Consider the following 19,459-nt stretch of genomic DNA (forward strand, 5'->3'; position numbering starts at 1 on the left):
TCACACCTCCCCCGACGGGCGATGATCGCCTCGTGCGGACGAGCCATCAGCCGCCACATGGCGTCCCTCGCCCGCCCGCCCGTCCGAATCGACCCGGGCGAGAGCACTTCTCGCGCTCCCGCTCGAGCGCCACGCGGCGAGCAGGCGCAGGCAGAACCCGACGGCTCCGTACGTCAGCAACCCGCAGATCGGGATGACGACGAAGAAGACGAGTTCCTCGATGGGCATGGGTGTCAGCGGCACATCCCAACCCGACGTGAACCGCGGCGAGTACGACCAGTGATCGCGCACGATCCCGACGATGTCCCACGCACTGAACAGCACGATGACGGGCAGCAGCGCCGCGAGCAACCGTCGCGGGCGTGAGTACACGCGGGCGCGCAGGACGAGTTCGAGCGGCAGCGTGATGAGCAGGCATCCACCCATGAGCAGCAGGTACTGATAGGGATCCCAGGACGCGGGCAGGCTCATGTCGCCCACCCCACCACGACGTCGGCCGCCGTCACGACTGCCCGTCCCGCGCGAAACCCGAACGCAGTTCGTAGCGACGCTCCGCGTACTCGAGGTCGTCGACCCACAACTGGCCCTGCGTGCGCAGCACGAGCGGGCGGATGAGCGGCGCGAACGCCCGCGCTGCACGGAAACCGGGGCGCTCGGAGTGCGCGATCGTCGCCTCGTGAATGACGCTGTGAGCCGGCTGCTCGGCGCTCGCCGGCTGCACGCACGTCGCGTGAGTCTCGACGGTGCTGCCGACGCCCTCGCCGTCGATGATCGTCATCGTGATCGTGCGGCTGTCGGCGCACGTGAACGCCGCGCGCACCGGCACGCCGTAGGTGTGGTTGAGGCGGAACGTCACGTCGGTGACCAGGCAGTCGTCGTCGCTCGCGTCCTCGTCGACGACGAGGTGGCTGAACGCGTAAGGGTGGAACCAGGCCCCGTGCCACGGGTCGAGACGGTTCGCGATGACGTCGGACGTCTCGCACCGCGCTTCACGCGTGTAGACCGCGACGAGCGCCTCGTCGAGTGGAGCGCGCGCGGGCAGCACCGGCGCGGCGCTCGGCGTCTCACCGTCGCTGGGCAACCGCACCCAGAACAGGACGCCGTCGTCGTGCGCGGGGTAGGTGAGCCATTCGCCCGGCCACTCGCTCGGCAGCCGCAGCCCGTGCCAGCGGCACAGCACGTCGCCGTCATCGGTGTGGCAGTTCTCCAGCAGCGCACCCATGTGCGGGCACGCGCCCGGTCCCGCGAGCGCCGAGCCGTCGTCGTCGCGCCACAACGCGATCTCGCGTCCGAGGATCGTGCGCACCGTCGAACGCCCCGCGACGACGTCCGTGCTCGCCGCCGCGACGTGCCAGCCACCCGCGTCCTGGGCGAGGGCGCGCGCCAGCATCCGCTCGATGCGGGGCACCGCAGCCTGACGCCACGTCGAGCGGATCTGCTCCTCCGGCGGCTGGGGGACGCGTCGGATCGGGTTGCGCCGCGCGATCTCGGCACGCAGCTCGGCGCGGTTGCGGGGCGGGCGTCTCAACTGCGGCTCCTTCGGCGAGTTTGGGTGGGCGAGGGGGGTGCGGTGGGTCGAGTCGGTCTCCATCGTCGGGTGCGCCTCGCTCATGACGCGGACGACGTCACGCCTGTCCTGTCGACCGCGGCCGGTGACGAGGGCACGACCGGCGCCGCGGTCCGAGCGCGTCCGGTGACGACTACGGCGCCCGCGATGGCGCTCTTGCGTGCGGCGGAGACGCGGTGGCGCGTGCTGAACACGTCGTAGTCGGCCGCCTCGATGAGGCACAGGATGCGTGAGTACATCGCGAGCGCCGCGCCGACGCACCGTCGCGACGAGGCCGGCAGGTGCGGCAGACCGGCTTCGGCGTCGTGGAACAGCGCGCGGTTTCGGGCGATCTGCTCGGCCATGAACGAGCGCCACTGCGGGGTGACGCGGCGCAGCCACGGGTCGGCGCCGTGCGCGGCGAGTTCGTCGGCGGGCAGGTAGACGCGACCGCGTTCGAGGTCTTCGCCGACATCGCGCAGGAAGTTCGTCAGCTGGAACGCGAGCCCCAGCGCGCGGGCCGGAGCGAACGCGGCCTCCCGCGAGCGCGGGCGCAGCACAGGCAGCATCATCTCGCCGATGACGGCTGCCGAGCCCTCCATGTACTCGTCGCGCAGCTGAGGCCACGACGCCCACGACGTGCGGACGAGATCGAGCTGCATGGCGCCGAAGAAGCGGTCGTAGCAACCGGAATCGAGGTCGAGACGCCGGGCGGTGTCGACGATGGCGGCGAACAACGGGTCGTCGCTGCGCCCGGCGGCGAGGTCGGCCTGGAAGCGCTGTTCGAACTGCGCGAGACGCTCCCCCGGCGGCAACGATGCGTCGAGGCCGTGCCCGGTGGCCTTCTCGGGCTCGTCGACGATGTCGTCGGCCAGGCGGCACAGGGCGTACAGGCCGTAGACGTCGCGGCGCTGCTGCGGCGGCAGGAACAGCGTCCCCCAGTAGTACGTCGTGCCGTGCATGCGGGTGATGTCGCGCGCCTGGCGGTAGCCATGCGTGAGGAGGGCCTCGGGGTCTGTCACGAGTGCCTCCACGGGTGGCGGGGTGTGAACGTCCATCGGCCGGTCGCAGGTGAGGGGGGCCTGCCCGCGGGTCCGAACCATGAGCATAGCCGCCGACGCGCCGATGCGAGCGCCCCGGAGGCGCTGGAAAATCACGGAATTCGACCATGGGGGTTGGCGTTCGCGACCGTGCCGCGGCGACTCTGCGGGCCCGTTCGTGCCGTCGTGGCGGCACTACGATGAGGGCACCCGTCCGGCTATTCGAAGGTGTGCCATGCGATTCCGACGCCCGCGCGAACGCGACGCGAGCACCGAAACCCCGTGCGTTCACCCGTCGGAGCGGGCTGCATGAGGGTCGTCATCGCCGCCGCCGGCAGCCGCGGCGACGCCGTCCCGTTCGGGGTGCTCGCCGCGCGACTCGTCGCCCGCGGGCACGACGTCACCGTCGTCACCCACGCGTCGCTCGCGCACGTCATGCCGGACGGCCCGCGCGTCGTGACGGTGGCGAGCGATCCGGGTGCCCTCCTCGCCGGCCCGGCGGGCACCGCACTGCGGCGTGGTGATCTGCGCGCGCTCAACCGCACGCGCAACCTGTTCGCCGAGTTCCTGCAGTCGTTCGGGCCGACCACGCGTGAGGCGCTCGCGGGCGCCGACGTCCTCGTCGCCTCAAGCTTCGCCATCGCCGCCGTCGACGAGGCGATGCGCGCCGACGTCCCCGTCGTCCGCGCGCACCTGTGGCCCGAGTTCGACACGCTCGACGGGCCGATGCCGCTGCTGCCTTACGCGTGGACGCTGCCCACCGGTGTGCGGCGTCGCGCGCGTGGAGCGCTGCGGCGCGTCGAACCGTACTTCGCGGGCGTCGACGGCGGATGGGCCGACGGCCGACTCGACCTGCGCGCCGCCCACCCCACGGGCCTGACGACGGCGACTCTTGGCTCGCTGCACGCGTACAGCCCGCTGCTTGCCGAGCCAGTGGACGACTCCCGCACTGTCGTCACGGGGTGGTGGCGCGAGGCGCCGCACGAGGGCTTGTCGGAGCGCACCCGGGCGCTGCTCGCCTCCGGCGACGAGTGGATCGCCGTCGGGTTCGGCTCGATGCACCAGAACTCACCGGGCCGCGTCGTCGACGTCGTCACCGAGGCGTGCCGGCGACTCGGCGTGCGCGCTCTCGTTCAGCTCGACGGTGCGCCGCGCGAGGCGGATGGCGTCGTCGTCGGCATCGATGACGAGCCGCACCACGCGCTGTTCGCACAGGTGCGCACCGTCGTCCACCACGGCGGATCGGGCACGACGGGTACCGCGCTCGCCGCGGGCGCGCCCAGCGTCGTCGTCCCGCACTTCGCCGACCAGTACCACTGGGCGAACCGCCTCCACACGCTCGACCTCGCACCCGCGCCGCTGCCGCGCCGACTGCTTACCGCGGGGTTGCTGACGCGCCGGCTGCGCGGGGCGATGAGTGCTGGAATGCGCGAGCGTGCAGCGGATCTCGGACGTCAGGTGGCGACCGAGGACGGCGCGGGCGTGGCCGTCGCCGCCATCGAACAGTTCGTCGGCGGGGCATGACGTGACGCTGTCCGCGTCGAGTTCATCGAGGTGGCGTGTGTCGGCGCGGTTCGTCGAGGCGCAACCGTGGTGGCGCCCCGGTGCTCCGGCAGCGCTGGCCGTCATGATCGTGCTGCTCGCGACGGCTTCGCGCCACGGTTTTCACGGCGACGAGCTGTACTTTCGCATGTTGCCGCCCGCGTGGTGGTACGACGATCAGCCGCCGCTCACCGTCTGGCTCGCGCACGCAGCGGCGTCGGTGAGTGACGCGGTGTGGGTGCAACGGCTGCCGGCCGCGCTCGCGGCGGGGGCGGGCGCGCTCGTCGCGGGGCTGTTCCCGCGGCTTCTCGGCGCTGATGTGAGGGTGCAGCGCATCGCCGCGTGGGCGCATGCGTTCACCGTCTATCCGCTGCTCATGGGGCACGTCATGCTGACGGCGAGCCTCGATCTGCTCGCGTGGCAGCTCGTCGTGCTCGGTGTCGTCGCTGCGCTGACGGGGCGTCGCCATGCGCTGACGTGGGCCGGCGCGGCGGCTGGGGTGGCATGTTGGAACAAGCTGCTCGTCCTCGTGCTCGTCGCCGCGGCCTTCGTCGCGCTCGCCGCGTGCGCCCGGTGGGTGCTGCGCACCCGTGACGCCTGGTGCGGCGCCGCGTTGCTCGTCGCGGTAGGCGGGTTCCAGGTGGGGGCGCAGATCGTTCACGGCGTGCCGATGCTCGACGTCTCGGCCGACCTCGTCGCCCGCCATGGCGCGCTCAACCGATGGCTCGTCGTGCCACTGCTCGTCGTGTTCGTCGGACCGCCGTTCGTCCGGGTCGCATGGCGAGGGTTGTGGTGGCACCCGGGAAGTCGTCGCGCCGCCCACCCCGGAGCTGACGACGGCCACGACGACGGTCGGCACGTCGAGGCGGACGGCTGGCGCAGCGCTCCCGCTGACGACGCCCGCGTCAAGGCGTTCGGCGGCGTCACGAACGCTCCATTCCCCACCGACGACGGACACGCTGGTCGCATCGCCCCGGACCCACCACAACAGCGCACCGGGCCGGTGCTCGCCGTCATGGCCGCGATCGTCCTTGTGTTCGCGCTCGTCTCCCCTGCACAGCCCTACTACGCGGTCGCGGTGTTCTTGCCGCTTGTCGCGGTCGGCTGGGCGCGGGCGGCTGCGGACGAGGAGCACGTGTGGCGACGCGCGCCCATCGTCGTGACGGCGAACGCCGTCGTCGCAGCCCTCATCTGCCTACCGATCGCGCCCGTTTCGTCACCGGCGTTTTCCATCGTCTCCGCCCTCGACCCCATGCAGCGCGACCAGACCGACTGGCCGTCACTCGCCGCTCAGATGGCGACAGCCCGTCCGACGGGTGCGGCCATCGTCACCGATTCGTATGCCCTCGCCGGAGCTGCACATCAGTACGGCCCTGCGCTCGGGGTGCCGCGTGCCGACGTCGCCTCGTGGCACAACGCGCTCTGGAGCCTCGGGCCGCCACGCAGCGGCGGGGGCACGCGTGACGTCCTCGCCGTCGGCGGGGACGAGCACCGTATCCGTGCGGCGTTCACGCGCTGCGACCCCGCCGGGCGGCTCATCGCGCCGCACGACTCGTTCGGCCTCGACGGCACGACGATGCTGCGATGTTCCGACCCTCGAGGAGGATGGGGCGCCGTCTGGCCGACGTTGCGCCGCCTCGGCGGTTGAGGCGCACTCCCCTGCTCCTCGTGTCGCGCGGCGCGCGTCCAAGGCCGCGATGTTGCCCGCTTCTTGGGGCGCGAGCGCCGTGACACCCGGGCAACATCGAGGGAGGCGGGGTGTGTCAGGGTGCGGTGATGTCGCGCGGGCGTCGCAGCAGGTCGAACGCCACGACGACGAGGGCAACTGCGAGCGCCAGCAACGAGATGCCCTCCGCCACCCCGCGCGGGATGGGCGCCGGCGCCGGCATGACGTGGTCGAGACTCATGAGCGACGACACGGCACCCAGCGCCCCGAGCACGCGCGTCAGCGTGTGACGGGGCTCGCGCCCGCTCGCGAACCGCTCGTGATCCCCTCGTGAGCCGGCCGACCGCACCCCCACCAGCCCATGTGCGAGCAACAGGACGGACGGCGCCGGCAGCGCGAGCACGCCGCCCACCATGTGCACCCCGATGGCTCCGTCAGCGGGAAAGACCGCGACCCACACGAGTCCGACACCGAGGCAGACGAGCGCCGCCGTCACGAATCGTCCGAGTCGATCGCGCGTCAGAACGCCCGCCGCCAGGATGCAGGCTCCTGCGACGCCGACGGCGACGTTGAAGAGGTCGGCGCGCGGCGAGCAGACCCAGAATCCGTGCCAGTCGCGGCAGATCGTGCGTCCGAGGTCGCTGATCATCGCGCGCCGCCAGGAGAACGACGCGCCCCGAGCATGCACCGCCGCGACGTACGCGCCCACGCACAGCACGAGCCCGAGGACGAGCAACCCAGCCGCGAAACGCTCGAGCCGAGCGCAACGGCGCTCGACTCGGAGCGGCGGGTGCGAGGGCTCGCCCTGAGGTTCGGACACGTCGAGGAGTGTAGGCCGCAGCCGCCCAGCCCCCTCTGGGCGCCGGCAGGCTGGAATGACGGCGAGCCGTTCCCCACGCACCGCGGCGCTCAGGTGCGCCCGCATGAGGGGCGCAGCTGACGCCCGCGCTGAGCGACCCCGCTGTGACCGGCGCCGCTGACGCCGACGTCAGGTACGACTATCCTGGAATTCCAACGTGATCCACGCGCATTCCTCGATGAAACGGATGGACTTCATGACCTCTCGCCTCGCCCTCGTCACCGGGGCCACCGGATACGTCGGCGGCCAGGTGGCCGCTGAACTCGTCGAGCGGGGATGGCGCGTGCGCGTGCTCAGCCGCAGCGAGAAGAAGGTGCGTGCGCTGCCGTGCGGCGAGCACGTCGAGGTCGTCGAGGGTGACGCGTCCGAGGCCTCCGACGTCGCGCGCGCCATGGAGGACGTCGACGTCGCCTGGTACCTGCTGCACTCGATGAGCACGTCCGACGACTTCGTCTCCGAGGAGAAGGAGATGGCCTCGACGTTCGCCGACGCCGCCCGCGACGCCGGCGTCTCGCGCATCGTCTACCTCGGTGGCCTGCACCCGGACGACGAGGACGTCGAGCAGTTGTCCGACCACCTGCGCTCGCGCGTCGAGGTGGGCCACGTGCTCATCGACTCCGGCGTTCCGACGGCGGCGCTGCAGGCGGGCGTCGTCATCGGTGACGAGTCGTCGTCATTCATCATGCTGCGCAACCTCAGCGAGCGGCTGCCCGGCGCGATCGCGCCGAAGTGGATCAAGAACCGCATCCAGCCGATCGCCGTCGCCGACGCCGTGCACTATCTCGTCGGTGCCGCCGACCTGCCCGCCGACGTCAGCCGCACCTTCGACATCGGCGGCCCCGAACCGATGCCGTACGGCGACATGATGAAGCGCTACGCGAAGGCGACGAAGCGCTGGCTGCCGCGCATCGTGGGCACGGCGCCGGTGACGACGGCCGGACTCGCCGGGCACTGGATCGGCCTCGTGACGCCCGTCTCCAGCAGCCTGGCGGCGCCGCTCATCGGCAGCCTGCAGCACGACACCGTCGTCCACGAACGCGACCTCGACGACCTCGTCGGCGCACCTCCGGGCGGTCACACGTCGTTCGAGGATGCCGTGCGCGCGGCCGTGAAGGACCTCGACACCTCGCGCTGGGTACGCACGCTCGGGCTGACGTCAGCCGCCGTCGCCGCGACCGCCGTCGCCGGCTCGCTGCTGACCGACCCGAAGTCGACGTGGTACCGCACGCTGCGCAAGCCGGCGATCCAGCCGCCGCCCGCCGCGTTCCCGATCGTGTGGAGCGCGCTCTACACCGATCTCGCGCTCATCTCGAGCCTGACGATCGCCGACCTCGCCGAGACGGGCCGCACCAAGGAACAGCGCGCGTACATCGCGGCGCTCGCCGCGAACCTGGCCCTCAACGTCGGCTGGAACGGCACGTTCTTCGCCGCGAAGAAGCTGCGTCCGGCGGTGCTGGAGGCTGCGGTGCTCGCCGCCAGTTCGGCCGACCTCGTGCGCCGCGCGCACAAGGCGTCGCCGGAGAAGGGCGTCGTGCTCGCGCCGTACGCGGCGTGGACGGGGTTCGCCACCGTCCTCAGCGCCGTCATCGCCCGTCGTAACCCGGGACGCTGATGGCGACATCGCACCGCTCACCTCGCCACGTCTTCGGCGCCGCGCTCGCAGGGGCACGCGACGTCGAACTACGTGACGCCGGGGCCGATCCCGTGCCCGAGCATCGTCTCGGGGCGACGCGGGTCATCATCGGCGCGACGGGCGTCGCGGCCGCCGTCGCCCTCTCGTGGTCGCTCAATCTCGAGCCGGGGCAGGCCCTGTTCTACCCGGCGACGTTCCTCGTCTCCGTCATCTACGGAGCGGGGATCTTCGCGGCCGGCCGGGTCGGCGCGACCAGGCTGCGCTGGCGCGCTGACGGACGCGAACTGCTCGAGGCGTTCGGCATCGGCATCGCGCTGGCGCTGTTGTTCGTCGTCGGCGCGTTTCTCGTGCGCTTCATCCCGGCGCTGCGCGACCCCGTCTCGCACCTGCTCGACCATGCCCGGAAGGGCAGCCTGCCGATCGTCGCACTGACGACGGCCGTCAACGGCATCGCCGAGGAGGCGTTCTACCGAGGCGGGCTCTGGCGCGTGCTGTCGCCGAGGAAGCGCGTGCTGTGGACGACGGTCGCCTACACGGCCGTCACGGCCCTGACCGGCATTCCGCTGCTCGCACTCGCCGCGGCGATGCTCGGCTTCGTCGTCGCCGTGCTGCGTCAGCAGTCGGGCTCGCTCGCGGGGCCGATCGTCACGCACCTGACGTGGTCGATGCTCATGCTGTTCGTCCTGCCGCACGTCGTGTAGTGAGATCGGCAGCCCGACGCCCTTGACGTGGGGTGTCCCCCCGCTGCGATCTACGGTGGAAATCAACCTGTGGTGCCAGGCTGGCACTCAGGGCGGCGTCGGGGGACGGTCGCGGCGGATCTCGAGCGATACGCCCCCGTCGTCAGACTGAGCGTCAGCGATTTTCGCCGACATCGCGTCGGCAGCGACGCGATGTCGGGGAACATCACGACGAGGGGCGCTCCCCAGCGTCAGCACGAATGTCATCGTCAGCGCCACCGTCGGCAAAGATGATCCTGACGGGCCCGCGAGCTGTCTCGTCGACGGCCTTGCCCTTCTGGGTGACGAGCACCTCGCCGGCCGCTCGCATTCGATGCGCCACGGCGCGGACGGCGGGCATGAGGTCGCGCCACCCGTCATCGCCGTTCGTCGCATCGCTGCCCCCGGTGGTGGTCGACTCGCCTCCGACTTGGGTCTCCGTCTCGTGGCCACTCGCCTTCGAAGTACCGTCGCCATGGATGTCAGTGTGCGCGCCGCTGCCGACCACGCGCGCGACGTCGCTGGGGCAGATGCTCTTGCCGGCGCGATGACGCAGCAGCGCGCGGATCGTCGCTTCGATGCGGACGTCGCGTTCGTCGTCGGACGGAGTAGTCCACCATTCGTAGCCCCGCTCGCCGAGAGCGATCTTGGCCTCCTGCACGCGCGGTCGGGCGTGCTCGGCGTCCGTGCGCACGAGGCGACGGGCGGCCATCAGTTCGTCGACGAGTTCTTGCCGTAGCTTCGGCGGGATGCCGGGGTCGGACGCGCGCCAGCGTCGACCGTTCACGACGATGTAGCGACCGTCCGGGGTGCGCTCGGGTTCACTCACCCACCCACTGTGACGGCCCACGCCGCCGCGTGTCCACCGGAGCACGTCTGACATGCCCGAGCCGACGAAGACGGGTCTGCCTCGCTCCGCCTCCCCGGGGCCTGGCTCCTGTCGGCGGCACCGTCTGACTGCACATGCGCGATGCACTTGTCAGGCCGAGGGACGATCGTTGCCCGGATTCGCGTCGAACATGACGCGAATCCGGGCAACGACGATCCGTCAACGGGCGAGCCTGCGGGTAGGGTGACGGCGCCCGCCCTCGGTCGCGTTCACTGTGTCGTGCTCAGTGTCGTAGCCGATGAGATCGCGTCCAGGAGAAGCCATGATTCGTGTCGCGTCGGTTCCGGCCGATCACCCCTACGTCGCGCACCTCTCCCCGACCGGCGAGACACCAGGCGACGGGTGCGACGAGGTGATCTGCCTGACCGACCCGCCCGTCATCGCTGACGACGGCTCGACGCGCTGGTGGCCGCCGCGCATCCTCGATCCGGCCTGGCTACGCGAGCATGCCGGCGAGTTCGACGTGCTGCACGTCCACTTCGGGTTCGAGTCGTTCAGCCCTGAGCACCTGCGCGAGGTCGTCGACGTGGCGCACGAGCTGGGCAAGGGCGTCGTCGTCACGGTGCACGACCTGCGCAACCCGCACATCAAGGACCCGGCGGCGCAGCTCAGCCGACTCGACGCGCTCGTGCCGGCGGCTGACGCCGTCATCACGCTGACGCAGGGCGCGGCTGATGCGATCCAGGCTCGCTGGGGTCGCGACGCCGTCGTCGTGCGCCACCCGCACATCGTGCCGCTGGACGTCATGGCCGCGCTCCTGCTCGATGACACTTCCTCTCGGACGAACCGCGCCGACGCGCGGTCGAGTGATGACAGCACAGCGGCGCCCGCGCGAAATGATCGTCGGCGAATCGGCTTGCACCTCAAGAGTCTTCGCACGAACGTCGACGCAGCGGGAGCGCTCGACGCGCTCGCCCTCGTCGCCGATGAGCGGCCTGACGTCGAGATCGTCGTGACGATGCACCGCGACGTGGCGGACCCAACCGATCGCGGTCACGACGCCTGCGTCGTCGAGCGCGCCGAGGCGCTGGCGGCGCGCGGCGCCATCACGCTCGTCCTGCACGAGCCGATGGATGACGCGACGCTGTTCGCGTTCGTCGGCGGCCTCGACGTCAGCGTCATGGCGAACGTCTGGGGCACCCACTCGGGGTGGATCGAGATGTGTCACGACCTCGGCGTGCGCGTCGTGGCACCGAACATCGGGTTCTACGGCGAACAGCACGCGCCCGTCCTCTACGATCTCGCGGGCCGGGACGATGAGGCCGAGGACGGTGCGGCCGCGAGTGAGGACGCCACCGTCGACGCTCGCAGGCTTGCCGACACGATCCTGGTCGCCGTCGACCAAGGGAGCGCCGCCCCGGCCGACGTCGCTGAACGCCGCGACGAACGCGATGCCGGAGCACGCGTTCACTCCGAGATCTACCGCGCCAGCATTCCCACTCGTTGAAGCGACGTCGCCCCTGGCGCGTCTGTGAGCGACATACGTCGTGTGCCTGAATGTGCACGAAATTCGCGATCTTCGTCCACCTCTGCGAGCCGCGTCCCGGTCTGCGAATCCTCGTCACATCGGCGATGTCGTGGTCACCACCGCTGCCCCGTCGCCCCCCGCGGACCCTACGACGCCCCAGTCGCGCCGTTGACCCGTCGGCCAATCGTCAGTGCGGCACCGAGCTGTTCTCCGCTGACGCCGTCGTCGCCACGGGCGCCGACGAGTCCGTGGTGGCCTCCGGGCCTCGAGCCCGCTGCGTCTGACGACGTTCCGCGAGATGCTCGCGGGCTTCGAGGGCACGTCGCGCTCCGGGCACGATGTCGCGTTCCCAGGTGCCGAGGTGGGTGACGTCCTCGCCACCGAAGGAACGCTTGAAGGCGCTGAATCCCGCCCAGGGATGGTTCGGCTCGTCCGGTGGTGCGAGGCCGAACAGGTCAGCGGTCCGAATGCCTGCGTCGTGGGCGTCGAGCAGCGCGCGCGTGATGAGGGGCTGGTTCGGACGCAGTTTTCGATGCTCCACGGGCATCGCGGCGTGGGCGAAGAGCCGCTGGGTGGGGCTGTCGTAGACGAGGGTGGCGCACAGCGGGGCGCCGTCCTTCCACGTCGAATAGAGGGTCGCCGCGTCCACCGGCATCATCGCGGAAGCCACCGCATGCAGGTAGCTGGTCGAGCGGACGACGATGTGCTTGTGCCCAGCAGCCTGCGACAGGAACGCGGCGAGGATGGTGACGTCGTCCGGGTTGCGGCTCGTCCGCACCTCCAGGCCCTTCTTCGCGTGGTTGCGGTGAATCGTGCGGATGCTGCCCGTCGCCGCGGCGAGGATGGCGTCCGGGCCCGCAGTCAGGTCGATGAGGCGAGTGTGCTTCGGTTGGTGATCGTGCAGCGCCGGGTGGAATCTGTCGGCCTCGAGCACGTCCCGCCACAGCGGCAGGTCCGACCAGAGGGCCTCGCGTTCGCTGCTGCGCGGCTCGACGCGAACCCACCAGGCTCGCCGTCGACGAGCATGGGCGTGGATGGCACGCAAGGCGTCGTCGAGTGCGCCCGCGTCACGGCAGATCGGCCCGTACGGCACGTACAGGTAGGAGCCGACCGCGCGCTTCTCCTCGACGCACAGTGCCGACCACCCGTCACCCTGCAGTGTCGACGTCGGCTTGCCGAGCTTGCGTTGGACCTTGGCCCATGCGTCGGTCTGCAGTGGCGATTCGAGCGAGAACATTCGAGGTTCCGATCATCGGGGCGATAACGCTCAGGCGATGTGCAGCACGGACGAAGACCGCGAGGCAACTTCCCAACCGTATCGCGAGACTCACCCCCTGACCGCGCATCCTGAGCCTTCGCATGTCACCCGGTTGCCGCTGATCGCCGATGGGGAGAGAGTGAGACCATGCTCCCCGCCGAACTGCCGAACCTGGGGGACGGACGTGTCACCCTTCGCGCTTTCGTGAACGATGACGTGGATCTGGTTCGCAGCGTTGCCCGCGACCCGCGGATTCCCCTCATCACGACCGTCCCCGCGAGCGGTTCCCATGACGACGCGCTGAGTTACACAACGCGTCAGCACGAGCGACTACGGACCGGCGCCGGGTACTCCTTCGCCATCACCGACCAGCACGATCAGTGCATCGGCAACATCGGCCTGTGGCTCAGCTCCATCCACCAGGGGCGTGCCTCGACGGGGTACTGGCTGGCGCCGGCGTTCCGGGGACGCGGCTACGCGAAGCGCGCACTCGCCATCCTGAGCGGTTGGGCCGAGACGCTCGAAGATGTGGCCCGCCTCGAGCTCTACGTCGAGCCGTGGAATGAGGCGTCATGGCGTTGCGCCGAGGCCTGTGGTTTCGAACGCGAGGGGCTGCTGCGTTCCTGGCAGCAGGTGGGCGATTCGCGCAAGGACATGTTCATGTACAGCCGCATCCGCGTCGATGAAAGCGCCCAGGCTGAGGCCTCCCCGCCCAGCGGCGGCGACGTCGCGTAGCCGGCCCGTCCGCGCTCTTCGTCTCGGTGGCGCTGCGCCACCCCGCGGTACGAATATGGACGGGGTTCGCGAAGGTGGACGGGGTTCGCGAAGGTGGACGGGATTCGCAGATGGGGACGTAGATCGCAGGATGGCCCCGGCGCGCCGTGTACAACTGCAATTTTCGTCCACATTCGCGATTCTTGGACACGCCTGCGAATCCTGTCCACATTCGGGCACACCGCAAGGCTCAATGCGGCGACGCCAGGGACAACGACGTAGGGGTCCACTCGACGAGGCCTTCGTCGGCGAACGCCTGCAACCAGCCCTCCATCGGCCAGGTGCCCCACCGCTCGCGGTAGAGGTTCGCGTTGCGCACGATGTCGACGACGTGATGGCGCGGCGGGTTCGCGCTCGGATGCCACTGATGCAACGCGTGCGCGCCGCCGACCCACGCCATCCGCAGGCCCGCGTCACGGGCCCGCATGCCGAAGTCGGTGTCCTCCGCGCCGTACCCGACGTACCGCTCGTCGAAACCGCCGCACGCGCGCCAGGCGTCGGCATCGAGCGCAAACGCGAGCGACCACAGGAGACGATGGTCGTCGTCGACCTCGACCGCACCCGACGACGGCGCGGGGCGCGCAGCATGCGGAGCGACGAAACGTCTCGCAGCCGCCGGGAATTCACCGTCGAGACGATCGTCCTCCCCCAGATACGTGACGATGCCGTTGAGCACGGCACGCTCGCCGCGAGCATCGAGCTGACACTGCGCGTCACGCGACGCATCGACGAAACCGGGCAGGGGGACGCAGTCGACATCGAGGAAGACGATGAGTTCCGTGCCATCATCGAGTGCCGCCGTCGCGCCGACGTTGCGGGCCCGCGCGGTCGGCATGCCCAGCGGGTGATCGTCGAGGGGCACGATGCTGACGCTCTCACCCATGACGCCCGCCGCGCGCAGGTCGTCACCCAGATCAGGCATGTCGACGGCGACGATGACGTGTCGTACGTCGGGCGCCACCTCGTCGAGGAACCGTCGCTGATTGACGAGGTGCTCCAGACGCCCCCGCACCGGAGTGACGACGGCGACGGGCAGCGTCCGGCCCGACCCCATGTCGGTCATCACTGCAGCGTCCCATCTCCGAGTGCGGGCGCCTCGGCGCCGGTAGCGGCTGGCCAGCCGGAGCCGCCCTCGACGACTCCACGCGCCGCGCCGCCGGCTTCGCGGACGCCTCGCTCTGCGACACCTGCGCGCGCAACATCGTCGATGCCGTGCCTGCTCCCACGCACAGCACCTTCCAGATCGTCGGCGTCAGTTCCAGCAGCTAGGTCAGCGACGCCCCCGCGCGCTGCGGCTTCGATGACGTCAGCCGCGCGGTCAACAGCGCCGTCGACGCACCAGCGCGCCCACGCACGTCCTGTCGATCGCTCGTCGTCCCCGGCGAGGAGTTCACGGATGCCGGCAGCGACCTCGTCAGCGGTCGCACCCAGAGTCAGCCCGCGCGCGATGCCGGCGTCGTCAAGAGCACGAGCCATGTCGGCCTGCTCGTCGAACGGACGCTCCTGCGGCACGACGACGGCAGGAACACCGAAGGCAGCGACGTCCGCAAGAGCGTTCTGCCCCGCGTGGGTGACGACGACGTCAGCCGTCGCGAGCAGAACCTCGACGGGGTGGTCGGCGTCGGGCGTCCGCCAATGGATCTGCGGCACAGCGCGTTCGACGGCGCCCGGAAGCTCAGCGTCGTCCCAGCCCTCGCCGCCGACGAGGAGCACGCCACGCAACCTTGGTATCTCTTGCGCGACCCGCGATCTCGCGTCCGAGAAGGCCCCTCTCGGCATGCCCGCCGAAAGGCCATCCGGAACGTTCACCGCAGCACCGTCAGAATCGGTGCCCGCCAAGGCATCTGACGAGGCCCCTCGCCGTGCGCCCAGCGAAGGGCCTCCCGCAGCGTCTATTGCTGCACCGCCGGATCCGGCGCCCGGTGCAGTGCTCTGCGAGACGTCCGCCGCGACGCCGCAGCCGCCGGCATCGCGGGAACCGGCCGCCCGCGGGCCTGACGCAACACTTTCCGAGGAGTTCGGGGAGGGACATGCCGACGAACCACCGCCCGCAGCGTTCGGCCCCGCAGCATGACCCGCGAAGCGCGACAGGCCACCGACTTCGACCGTCTTGTCGCGATGGCGTTCGAGGTGCGGCGCGACGTCGAGCCGCGCCGGCCAGGGCGCCAGCACAGCCGCCGCCAGGTCGAACGCCAGCGCATGCGGTGCGTCGTCGCGTCGCCCGGGCTGAGCCACGACGACGACGGGGACGCCGAGCAGCCGCACGAGAGCGGTCACCTCGACGGAGACGTCGACGACGACGACGTCCGGGCGCGCCTGCGTCACCCACGCCGCGATCTGCGCCGAACGCTCGGCGTAGCCACCGCCGAGCGGAGCCCAGTGCAGACGCCCACCCGCATCGGGGTCGACGAACGGTGCATCCGCTTCATCGGCATCCGACGCGAGCGCGACCTGATCCCCGTCGGGCAGTGCGCCGCTGCCGAGATAGGTGATGACGTGCCCGCGCCGCGTCAGTTCGGCGCCGATGACGCCCGCCCGCGTCGCGTGCCCCCGCCCGTGATGGTGCACGTAGTAACCGATGCGCATCACGACATCGCCCCTGTCGCGTCCGGTTGGGCGCCGCCTGAGACGCTGTCGCCCGAAAGGCTCCCCGGGAGCAACGGACGGTCCGCAACGTCACTGCCCGTGCCGTTCTGCGCGCTCACGCCCGGACGAACCCCGGCTGAAGGCTTCATGTCCTCACGGATGACGAGCCGCCGCGCGTCGGCGTCGCTCGGGAGCGGGTCCAGCGGTGTGTAACGTTCGACAAGTCGCGCGCCCGACGCAGGCTGCGAACGGCGCGCCGCGTCAGCCGCCTCCGTCAGCACCGCGAGATGCCCGTCGATGCAGGCATCGAGAGAGAAATGGCGGACGGCGCACTCGCGCACCGCCGCGCGGTCGAGAGCGTCGAGTTCGGTGACGGCAGAGGCCAGTCGGGCGACGAGCACGTCGTCGGGCGCCGCCGTCATGGCTCCTGCCGGGAGCTCAGACGAATCCACGACCGGATTCGTCGACGCGTCGACGAGGACACCCATGTCCGGTCGCACCACCTCGACGAGACCACCTCGTGCGAGGGCGATGACGGGCGTCCCGCACATCGCGCCCTCGACGGCGACGAGGCCGAACGGCTCATCCCATGCCGGTGTGACGAACAACGCGTCGCTCCGCCCGACGACCTTCGCGACCTCATCTGGCCGCACCGCGCCGAGATGCTCGACGTCACCCCCGAGCCGCGGCGCGATCTGCGCCTCGAAGTACGCCGCATCGCTGACCGGCCCGATGAGAGCCAGCCGTCGCCCGGCCATCCGCGCCGCATCGATCGCGAGATGCGGCGCCTTCTCCGGCGTGATCCGACCGACCCAGGCGAGACGGCCGTCGTCAGCGCCCGGCCCGAGGACGAAACGCGACTCGTCGACACCGTTCGCCACGACCTGCCGCGTCACCGTCGACCATTGCGCCGCGAGGGCTTTCGACACCGCGACGAACCGCGACGCCGGCGAGGCGAGGGCAGCGCCGAGCTCCATCCACGGAAACGGCGGCGTATGCAACGTCGTGACGACCGGCGCGTCGTAAGCGCGCGACAGCGACATCGGCAGGTGGTGCAGGCTGTGGTTGGCGACGACGTCGAGCTCACCGGCACGATCCCGGCGCGCCAGTTCGGCGGCCGCGAACGTGAACGCGTGATGGTCGTCGAGAAACGGCTTCTCCGGCAGCTGCGGGTCGAGCGCGGCAACCGCCGAGAACCGCGGCAGCGCCGGGTACGCCACGACCTCGTCGGCCACATCGGCCGGCGTCCCCTCGGCCGCGAACAGCACGACGTGGTGGCCGCGCCGACGGAACCCGGCGACGAGCGCCGCCGTCAGCGATTCCTGGCCGCCGGCGAACGGCTCGCTCAACGGGTTGCGGTTCGTGGCGAGCACGGCGATGCGCAGCGACGTCATGCGACTCCTCCTCGCAGGTTGGCCAGATACGTCGCGAACCCGCCGACAGCTCGCCCGTCGAGACGGCTCGACGTGACGACGCGCGCGTCATCGGCCGCCCGCACGAGGCGCTCGTCCTCGGCGCGCAGCCGCTCGACGAGGTCTACGTCCTCGTGCAGCGACAGCGGCGCGAACCCACCGACCCGCAGGTACGCAGAAGCGCGCACACCGAGATTCGCGCCGTGCACGTGAGGATGCCCCTCCCGCAGATGGTGCCGCTCCATCCACTCTGCGCGCCGCGCGCCGGTGAGAGCCGCGTCCGGTTCGACGGTGCCGACGTACGCGTCGGCGCCGGCGTTGGCCGTCGCGATGTGGGCGCTCAGCCAGTGCGGCGGGACGTGCGTGTCGGCGTCGGTCGACGCGAGCCACAGCGCGTCGGCATCGATTCCGTCACGTTCCGCCCATTCGAGCGCGCAGCGCACTCCCGCGGCACGCGCTCGCCCGACGCTCCCCGCCGTGACGACGAGCGGCTCCACGCTGAACTGCCCGCGGTGCGCCGCCGCGCCCGCGAAGGCACGCACGATGGCCTCGCTGTCGTCGGTGCACGTGTCGAGGACGATGCACGCACGCAACGTCATCGCCGGCGCGAGATGAGCAACCTCGACGAGCGCTCGTTCGAGCGCCGTGAGGCAGTGCGGAAGCGCCTGCTCTTCGTCACGCGCAGGCACGATGACGGTGGCGCCGGCGAGAGCAGGGCGAGGCGAACCGTCACGGCTGCGAGTGAGCGCACGTGTCACGCACGGATAGGTGCGCTCGCTCATGACCACCTCCGTCGGCCCCAGGCCTCGAGGTCGAGGGGCCCGCCTGCGGGCACGGTTTCGACGATCGGTGACGCATCCGCGGGCGATTCGACCGGCCCAGCGACCCTGTCACTTCTGCGATTTTCGTCCACATTCGTCCGATGACGGGTGCGCGCCGCCGTCACGCCGCCGCCCACCCATGGCGCGCCGTCGCACGCTGCGAGCAGACCCTCGGCATCGCGCAGAACGCACGGCTGCATGACGTCGACGATGAACTCAGCGCGCTGCAGAACGTCGTCGGACGGTTCGCCGGCGCACACGCGAGGGTCATCGGCGAGCACGTCGGGTCGGCGTTCACCGCACCAGATCCCGACGTCCGCGAGCGCGAGCCACGACTCGAGGGCGGCGTACTCGCCGCTCGGTGCCACCGTTCGCGCCGGCCGCCAGAACACGACGACGCGCGGGGCGCGCCAGATACCGTGGCGCCCCCGCACGTCTGGCTGTGGAATGCGGGCAGCGAGCGCGAGTTGCTCGCCCTCCTTGAGCTGCGCGAGATCGGCTCGCTCCCCCGCGTCGGGGCCGTCGTGCCAGCCCACCGCGGCCGGCGCATGACGCAGGGCGACGCCGGTGTTCCAGGCGCGATAGGCGAGATCCCAGTCTTCACCGCCGTACCCGACGAGGCTCTCGTCGAACCCGTCGAGTCGTTCGAACGCGTCGCGCGTCATGCCCATGACGGCGCTGATGACGAGTCGCCAGTCGCCGTCGCCGGCGTCACGCAGGTCGTTCGTGCGCGCGTAGCCGTCGCGCAGCCACTGGGGTGCGGCGAGGACGTCACCGTCGGCCGGCGCCTCAGGATCGGTTGCCGCACACCAGGACACGACGTCGTCACCCCGCGCAGCGACGGCACTGAGATCGGCATGCCGACGGGCTCCGACGACGAGGGCGCCGGCGCCCGGCGCCTCTCGCAAGGCGTCGACCATCGCGGCACAGTAGCCGGGCGTCGGCACGGTGTCGCCGTCGAGGAAGAGGACGACCGGTGACGACCCGGCGCGCGCGCCGAGATTGCGCACCGCCGCGGCGCGGAAGCCCTCGTTCGCCTGTCGCAGGAGCGTGACGCCGTCGGGGACGCTCGGCGGGGTGGCTGAACCGTCATCCGCGACGACGATGTGGAGGCGCAGCGACGAATCATCCTGCGCCGCCAGGGAATCCAGAACCCATCGCAGACGCTGTGGGTCCTCGAAATGCGTGACGACGACGTCGACGTCGTGTCCGTCACCCACGCTCAGGTCAGCCCCTTGCTCGCCCG

The 19,459-nt window shown here is 70.9% G+C and carries 17 protein-coding genes; 6 read left to right on the top strand and 11 right to left on the bottom strand.

The window, feature by feature from the left end; all coding sequences use genetic code 11:
- The 3 genes from AA983_RS02420 to AA983_RS02430 form a co-directional block, all read right to left on the bottom strand.
- Entirely contained in the window at window positions 1-471 is a 471-nt protein-coding gene (locus AA983_RS02420) for a lycopene cyclase domain-containing protein (protein ID WP_047311128.1), read from the bottom strand.
- Window positions 472-502: 31 nt separating this feature from the next.
- A complete protein-coding gene (locus AA983_RS02425) occupies window positions 503-1,528 on the bottom strand; it encodes a DUF5914 domain-containing protein (RefSeq protein ID WP_197078920.1) in 1,026 nt (341 codons plus the stop codon).
- 80 nt (window positions 1,529-1,608) lie between these two features.
- The gene (locus AA983_RS02430; protein ID WP_052946908.1) at window positions 1,609-2,568 is read right to left on the bottom strand and encodes a phytoene/squalene synthase family protein; all 960 of its coding nucleotides are present in this window, start codon (window positions 2,566-2,568) and stop codon (window positions 1,609-1,611) included.
- A 327-nt stretch (window positions 2,569-2,895) separates the two neighbouring features.
- On the opposite strand from AA983_RS02430, the gene AA983_RS14565 reads away from it, so the two are divergent.
- Together AA983_RS14565 and AA983_RS02440 are read left to right on the top strand one after the other, a co-directional pair.
- Complete coding sequence (locus tag AA983_RS14565) at window positions 2,896-4,110, top strand: glycosyltransferase (protein WP_052946792.1); 1,215 nt, start codon at window positions 2,896-2,898, stop codon at window positions 4,108-4,110.
- 37 nt (window positions 4,111-4,147) lie between these two features.
- Entirely contained in the window at window positions 4,148-5,776 is a 1,629-nt protein-coding gene (locus AA983_RS02440; RefSeq protein ID WP_047310593.1) for a glycosyltransferase family 39 protein, read from the top strand.
- A 115-nt stretch (window positions 5,777-5,891) separates the two neighbouring features.
- Here AA983_RS02440 and AA983_RS02445 read toward each other — a convergent pair whose 3' ends face one another.
- On the bottom strand, window positions 5,892-6,614 hold the full coding sequence (locus AA983_RS02445) for a DUF998 domain-containing protein (RefSeq protein ID WP_047310594.1): 723 nt from the start codon (window positions 6,612-6,614) through the stop codon (window positions 5,892-5,894).
- A gap of 235 nt (window positions 6,615-6,849) precedes the next feature.
- Between AA983_RS02445 and AA983_RS02450 the strand changes: the two genes are divergently transcribed.
- Together AA983_RS02450 and AA983_RS02455 are read left to right on the top strand one after the other, a co-directional pair.
- On the top strand, window positions 6,850-8,265 hold the full coding sequence (locus tag AA983_RS02450) for a tryptophan-rich sensory protein (RefSeq protein WP_047311131.1): 1,416 nt from the start codon (window positions 6,850-6,852) through the stop codon (window positions 8,263-8,265).
- A complete protein-coding gene (locus AA983_RS02455) occupies window positions 8,265-8,987 on the top strand; it encodes a CPBP family intramembrane glutamic endopeptidase (protein WP_047310595.1) in 723 nt (240 codons plus the stop codon). Before AA983_RS02450 ends, AA983_RS02455 begins: the two co-directional genes overlap by 1 nt.
- 205 nt (window positions 8,988-9,192) lie before the next feature.
- Here the strand turns inward: AA983_RS02455 and AA983_RS15745 are convergent, their stop codons facing one another.
- Window positions 9,193-9,834, bottom strand: a complete 642-nt coding sequence (locus AA983_RS15745; RefSeq protein WP_231579503.1) for a DUF3253 domain-containing protein — start codon at window positions 9,832-9,834, stop codon at window positions 9,193-9,195.
- 322 nt (window positions 9,835-10,156) lie between these two features.
- Here AA983_RS15745 and AA983_RS02465 point away from each other — a divergent pair, with 322 nt between their 5' ends.
- Window positions 10,157-11,341, top strand: a complete 1,185-nt coding sequence (locus AA983_RS02465) for a glycosyltransferase (RefSeq protein WP_052946793.1) — start codon at window positions 10,157-10,159, stop codon at window positions 11,339-11,341.
- A gap of 208 nt (window positions 11,342-11,549) precedes the next feature.
- Here AA983_RS02465 and AA983_RS02470 read toward each other — a convergent pair whose 3' ends face one another.
- Complete coding sequence (locus AA983_RS02470; protein WP_052946794.1) at window positions 11,550-12,599, bottom strand: GNAT family N-acetyltransferase; 1,050 nt, start codon at window positions 12,597-12,599, stop codon at window positions 11,550-11,552.
- Between the two features lie 168 nt (window positions 12,600-12,767).
- Between AA983_RS02470 and AA983_RS02475 the strand changes: the two genes are divergently transcribed.
- Complete coding sequence (locus AA983_RS02475) at window positions 12,768-13,355, top strand: GNAT family N-acetyltransferase (RefSeq protein ID WP_047310597.1); 588 nt, start codon at window positions 12,768-12,770, stop codon at window positions 13,353-13,355.
- A 229-nt stretch (window positions 13,356-13,584) separates the two neighbouring features.
- Here AA983_RS02475 and AA983_RS02480 read toward each other — a convergent pair whose 3' ends face one another.
- Genes AA983_RS02480 through AA983_RS14575 form a run of 5 tightly spaced genes read right to left on the bottom strand, consistent with a single transcriptional unit; the run spans window position 13,585 to window position 19,433 of the window.
- Window positions 13,585-14,457, bottom strand: coding sequence for a glycosyltransferase family 2 protein (locus tag AA983_RS02480; protein WP_052946795.1), 873 nt, complete (start codon window positions 14,455-14,457; stop codon window positions 13,585-13,587).
- The gene (locus AA983_RS15750) at window positions 14,457-15,980 is read right to left on the bottom strand and encodes a glycosyltransferase (RefSeq protein WP_052946796.1); all 1,524 of its coding nucleotides are present in this window, start codon (window positions 15,978-15,980) and stop codon (window positions 14,457-14,459) included. Before AA983_RS15750 ends, AA983_RS02480 begins: the two co-directional genes overlap by 1 nt.
- Window positions 15,980-17,374 (bottom strand): glycosyltransferase, encoded by a 1,395-nt coding sequence (locus AA983_RS02490; RefSeq protein ID WP_052946797.1) that lies wholly within the window; start codon window positions 17,372-17,374, stop codon window positions 15,980-15,982. Before AA983_RS02490 ends, AA983_RS15750 begins: the two co-directional genes overlap by 1 nt.
- On the bottom strand, window positions 17,371-18,174 hold the full coding sequence (locus AA983_RS02495) for a glycosyltransferase family 2 protein (RefSeq protein WP_047311137.1): 804 nt from the start codon (window positions 18,172-18,174) through the stop codon (window positions 17,371-17,373). The genes AA983_RS02490 and AA983_RS02495 overlap by 4 nt, the downstream gene beginning before the upstream one ends.
- On the bottom strand, window positions 18,171-19,433 hold the full coding sequence (locus AA983_RS14575; RefSeq protein WP_197078921.1) for a glycosyltransferase family 2 protein: 1,263 nt from the start codon (window positions 19,431-19,433) through the stop codon (window positions 18,171-18,173). The genes AA983_RS02495 and AA983_RS14575 overlap by 4 nt, the downstream gene beginning before the upstream one ends.
- Window positions 19,434-19,459: the final 26 nt, after the last annotated feature.

It is taken from the genome of Dermacoccus sp. PE3 (assembly GCF_001021715.1).
Taxonomy (GTDB): domain Bacteria; phylum Actinomycetota; class Actinomycetes; order Actinomycetales; family Dermatophilaceae; genus Dermacoccus; species Dermacoccus abyssi.